Genomic DNA, 5,330 nt, shown 5'->3' with positions numbered 1-5,330 from the left:
TCAATAAAGACCCATTCTATATCAGCAAGGTTGGCTAAGGCCTTGAATAAATGTGCTAGAACGCCTTTCTTAGACCATAAATGAAACCGTCTAAAGACCGTGCTCCAATGACCGAACTCTTTAGGTAAATCTCGCCAAGGGATACCTGTTCTAAGGCGGTAAAGAATACCTTCGAATGTTTGTCTATGTTCAGGTTTGTCATAAACACGGCCTGTGCTTTTCATTAAATGAAATAGCTTTTCCCAGCGTKCATCGGTTAGCATAAGTCTTGGCATGGCTTGAGGTTATGGTTACTTTTGGCGAAGCAAATTATAACGTCTTGCCATGCTGTCTAAAAATCACTCTCGAAAGATCAACAGGCCCTAATACCAATCACATTATTTTAAACAACGGGATACGAAACTTCGTCAGCCGTAGCGGGTGATTACAGTTGGATCTCTCCCATAAAAAAACCGCTGCGAGCCTAGAGGCCGACAGCGGTTTTTAAGGTAAGTTAAGAATTACTTCTTAGCTTCAGCAGCCTTACGTTCTTTAACTTGAGCAACAACTTTCTCAGCTACGCTAGCTGGACATTGGCTGTAGTGTGAGAACTCCATAGAGAACTGACCACGACCAGAAGTCATTGTACGTAAAGTACCGATATAACCGAACATTTCTGATAACGGTACGTCAGCTTTAACGCGAACACCTGTTACACCAGCAACTTGGTCTTTGATCATGCCGCGACGACGGTTTAAGTCACCGATCACATCACCCACGTTGTCATCAGGGCTGAACACGTCAACTTTCATGATTGGCTCAAGAAGTTGTGGTTTAGCTTTAGCGATAGACTGACGGAAAGCGCCTTTAGCAGCGATTTCGAACGCGATTGCTGATGAGTCAACTGCGTGGAATGCACCGTCAGTTAATTCGAACTCAACGTCTAACACTGGGAAGCCAGCGATAGTACCTGTGTTCATCATGCTCGCGAAACCTTTCTCAACTGCTGGCCAGAATTCCTTCGGAACGCTACCACCAACAACTGAAGATTTGAACACGAAACCAGTGTTTGGCTCACCTGGGCGGATGATATATTCGATCTTACCGAATTGACCAGAACCACCTGATTGTTTCTTGTGAGTGTATTGATCTTCAACCATTTGAGTAATGGTTTCACGGTAAGCAACTTGTGGCTCACCTACGATCAATTCAACACCATAAGTACGCTTCAGAATGTCTACTTTGATATCTAAGTGAAGTTCGCCCATACCTTTAAGGATGGTTTCACCTGAATCTTCGTCAGTTTCTACGCGGAATGATGGATCTTCAGCGATCATCTTACCGATTGCGATACCCATTTTCTCAGAACCGCCTTTATCTTTTGGCGCTACTGCGATAGAGATAACTGGCTCTGGGAACACCATAGCTTCTAAGGTAACTGGGTGTTTCACGTCACATAAAGTGTGACCAGTTTGAACGTTCTTCATACCCACGATAGCGATAATGTCGCCAGCTTGAGCAGATTCAATTTCAATACGGTCATCAGCTAGCATTTCACACATACGGCCGATACGTTCAGTCTTGCCAGTCGCGCTGTTCAGGATGGTATCACCCTTCTTCAGACGGCCTGAGTAGATACGTACGAAAGTCAGGGCACCGAAACGGTCATCCATGATTTTGAACGCTAACGCTTTTAATGGCTCATCAGCAGAAACGATAGCGAATTCGCCAGTTTCGTTGCCTTCTTCGTCAGTTAGTGGCTGTGGTTCAACTTCGTCTGGTGCTGGTAAATAATCAACAACAGCATCAAGAACCAGTTGCATACCTTTGTTCTTGAACGCAGAACCACAGTATGTTGGGAAGAAAGCCATAGTACGAGTACCTTTGCGGATACAACGCTTGATATCTTCGATAGATGGCTCTTCGCCTTCCATGTACGCTTCCATCACAGCATCGTCTTGCTCAACGGCAGTTTCGATCAGCATTTCACGGTATTCTTCAACCATGTCAACCATGTCAGCAGGTACATCTTGGATATTAAAGTTTTCTGGTAAACCAGACTCATCCCACACGTATGCTTTACGAGATAACAGATCAACAACACCAGTGAATTCGTCTTCAACACCGATTGGCAGAACCATAACCAGTGGAGTAGCAGCTAATACGTCTTTAGTTTGCTTAACTACGCGTAAGAAGTCAGCACCCATACGGTCTAACTTGTTTACGAAGATAATACGCGCAACTTCAGATTCGTTCGCATAGCGCCAGTTAGTTTCTGATTGAGGCTCAACACCGCCTGAACCACAGAATACACCGATACCGCCATCAAGCACTTTCAGAGAACGATAAACTTCAACGGTGAAGTCAACGTGTCCTGGAGTGTCGATAACGTTGAAACGGTGATCTCTCCAGAAGCAACTTACAGCAGCAGACTGAATAGTAATACCGCGCTCAGCTTCCTGTACCATGAAGTCAGTGGTAGATTCGCCATCGTGAGTCTCACCGGCTTTATGGATTCTTCCTGTTAACTTAAGGATACGCTCGGTGGTCGTGGTTTTACCCGCGTCAACGTGAGCGAAGATACCAATGTTTCTGTATTTGGATAATTCGGTCATGATTCAACTTTAATGAGTAGTTTAAGAAGTAGACGGAGTATGCGACAAATACCGACACACCGCACATCAGATTATTTTAGGCGCATATTGTAAATTGGAACCCAGCTACACGCAAATGGATAGCGCACTTTTTCACGATAAAGTCGCGTAATAATTTAAGGAAATCGCCATAAATACGAACTAAAACAGATAAGTAAAACACTTTAGCTTATTTTTCACTCAATCAATAAAAAACCTTAAATAAACCTCATTTTAATGGGATAAAGCGATTTTCAAGGGATTTCTATCATATCGTCAGTACAAACATCATACATTAACCTGCAAGCATGGATGCTAGAACAATCATGTTATACCTATCTCCAAAATAGAGATGACATCCGCGACTCACTTCAATCGCAGTCTTTTAGCCAAATAACCACAAATCAGTCTTGAGTAAACCCTTACGTGTCGATGCACATTTGATTACGCCCTTGTGCTTTAGCACGATAAAGGGCTCGATCTGCACGCTCAAAACACAATTGTATAGGTTCGTTTTCTGCGAGCTTAGCGACACCAAAACTACAAGTTAAGTGAACATTGTCAGTAAATTGATAATTGTTAATCCTCTGCGCAATCCGCACACACAAGCTTTCAACTAATGGCAATGATGACTGTTGGCAGAGGATAACAAATTCTTCGCCACCCCAACGTGCAACCACATCAGAATCACGCACACAGTGCTGTAATACCTGTGACACTTGCTCAAGAATGCGATCGCCGACGTTATGCCCTAGCGTGTCATTAATCTCTTTAAAGTAGTCGATATCAATCATTACAAGGCACATGCCTGCCCCAGCAGATTTATCATGCTGCTCGTTATTAATAAAAAAGCGATTAAAGTAATGTCGGTTATACAATTTAGTTAAGGGGTCGTGGGTAGATAAAAATTCGAGTTCGGCATTTGACGCTTCAAGCTGTTCGCGTAAAGTTTCCAACTGCTTATTCTTATCGGTTAATCTTCGATTATATTGACTCATAAAGTAAGTTCTTGCCCCCAACATTAGGAGCAACAGACACGTCGCACAGATAATTTGATACACAAGCGAATAGTTAGTCTCATCTATCACAGTCACATTATTCCACTTCTGATAAATCGTGATCCGCTCTTGCTCACTCACAGTGTTTAAGGCTTTATTTATCACAGGTAGCAAGGACTCTTGACCATAAGCGACCCCCATCCGTAACTCATCTTCCGGCCCGCCCCAACCCGCAATTTTTAAATGTTCAAATCCCATTTGTTGAATGTAAGCGTTAACCGAAAACATTGACCCAACAAACAGATCTGCACGTTTATCCAGAACCGACTGCAATCCCGCAGGTTCACTGGCAACAGTAAGTATTTCTATCTGAGGATAATAATGCTGAATATACTCGGCTAAACGATAACCTTTGGGCACGGCTAAAATACGCGTATTGATATTCTCCAATCCTTGCAGAAAAGGCTGTTCTTTAAGTGAAACAAGCACATTGGGTGAGCGGAAATAGACATCACTGAAGTGCAGATAAGTCTCGCGTATTAGCGTTTTATTCAACATAGGGGTTAAATCGCACTGACCACTTTGCAAAAAAGATAAAGTTTCGGTCCAAGAAGATGTCGGCACTAGCTGAAACTTAAGGGAAGAATGTGACTCAACATGACGAATATAATCCGATGAAATCCCCAGATGTTTACCTTCTCGTATTCCTTCATAGGGCAGCCAATCAGGATCAACGCAATAACGGACTATCACAGCAGACTTGACTCTAACATCTTGATCCGCAAGTTTAGTACTAGACACCATGAAACGATCAGCATTCACCAGTAATGGCATACACAGCAATAGCGACAATAACCTCAATAAGCCACGCAATTCCATTGAAATTTCAACCTAAAAGCTGATGCTAGATGGGGAATGTAAAAAAAGTGTATACGTGAAAACCACACAATACCAATTCCCATCATTGCTTATACGAAACGCTCGTTTGTCCATTGTGTCTTAACGCCTTCGTACATCAGCAAAACTTATCTTCATAAGGTGATCAGTTGATGGAAAAGAACGTTGCTAAGTTCACTCAGTCCTAATTTCACTCCGTCTGAATTTGGTATCACATTTAAAAAAGCCAATATTTATCGCTTGTTTCATCATCAGGGCTATCCTAAATAACCACCCTTACTCGCCATCCAAAGCCATCATAGCGCCTTTGCAAACTGCGCTTATAGGAGCCTTAACTTCTACTGCTACGTTCTTTGGCCGCTATACCGCGATCATGATGGACTGTGCGGGTGGCATCAAACAAAGATGGCAGAAGATTTTTTAATCTGAGATAAAGCTGCCGCCTTATTCTCCGGAACTGAATCTGATAGAACAGTTGTAGCGGATATTAATAGAATTGATGTAAAGCCAAATGGTGCACATTATTCGTATCGTGGAAGGTAAAAAAGGGATTATCGAGAGAAAAATAGGAGGGAAACTGACTAATACCAATTACATTAATTAACTGGTCAAAATTGTCCACGGTCTAGTACACAATTCTATCACTCTTGCTTTCTTCTCAATGAAGGTATTCCATGCGATAGAGCACTGTTCGACAATATCGTCATAACCACTAAAACAACGATTGGCCAACACATTTTGACGCAGCCATTGCCATACCTGCTCTATTGGATTCAACTCCGGTGAATAAGGTGGCAACTTGAGAAGCGTCAGATTATCAAAG

4 protein-coding genes and 2 pseudogenes are annotated in these 5,330 nt (G+C 42.6%); 2 read left to right on the top strand and 4 right to left on the bottom strand.

Annotated features, from left to right (window positions below):
• The 3 genes from L5M38_RS23660 to L5M38_RS23650 form a co-directional block, all read right to left on the bottom strand.
• The coding region (locus L5M38_RS23660; RefSeq protein ID WP_263180491.1) for a transposase at positions 1 to 275 on the bottom strand (275 nt) is incomplete at its 3' end.
• Between the two features lie 225 nt (positions 276 to 500).
• Positions 501 to 2,594, bottom strand: coding sequence for an elongation factor G (gene fusA, locus L5M38_RS23655; protein ID WP_107402610.1), 2,094 nt, complete (start codon positions 2,592 to 2,594; stop codon positions 501 to 503).
• A 440-nt stretch (positions 2,595 to 3,034) separates the two neighbouring features.
• The gene (locus L5M38_RS23650) at positions 3,035 to 4,489 is read right to left on the bottom strand and encodes a diguanylate cyclase (RefSeq protein ID WP_263180489.1); all 1,455 of its coding nucleotides are present in this window, start codon (positions 4,487 to 4,489) and stop codon (positions 3,035 to 3,037) included.
• Between the two features lie 207 nt (positions 4,490 to 4,696).
• Here L5M38_RS23650 and L5M38_RS24635 point away from each other — a divergent pair.
• Both L5M38_RS24635 and L5M38_RS24630 read left to right on the top strand, forming a co-directional pair.
• A pseudogene (locus tag L5M38_RS24635) lies at positions 4,697 to 4,806 on the top strand (IS630 family transposase); the annotation flags it as partial.
• Positions 4,807 to 4,838: 32 nt separating this feature from the next.
• Positions 4,839 to 4,985 (top strand): annotated as a pseudogene (locus tag L5M38_RS24630) (IS630 family transposase); the annotation flags it as partial.
• 122 nt (positions 4,986 to 5,107) lie between these two features.
• Here the strand turns inward: L5M38_RS24630 and L5M38_RS23645 are convergent.
• Positions 5,108 to 5,330, bottom strand: a 223-nt coding sequence (locus L5M38_RS23645; RefSeq protein WP_263180313.1) for a transposase, incomplete at its 5' end; no start/stop codon positions are given.

This window comes from Shewanella sp. SM101 (genome assembly GCF_025654465.1).
GTDB classification, from domain to species: Bacteria; Pseudomonadota; Gammaproteobacteria; order Enterobacterales; family Shewanellaceae; genus Shewanella; species Shewanella oncorhynchi.
This window is presented reverse-complemented; position numbering and strand designations above follow the sequence as displayed.

Coding starts and splice junctions, on each gene's coding strand:
- fusA (WP_107402610.1), bottom strand. CDS start 2,594: ATGACCGAATTATCCAAATACAGAAACATTGGTATCTTCGCTCACGTT.
- L5M38_RS23650 (WP_263180489.1), bottom strand. CDS start 4,489: ATGGAATTGCGTGGCTTATTGAGGTTATTGTCGCTATTGCTGTGTATG.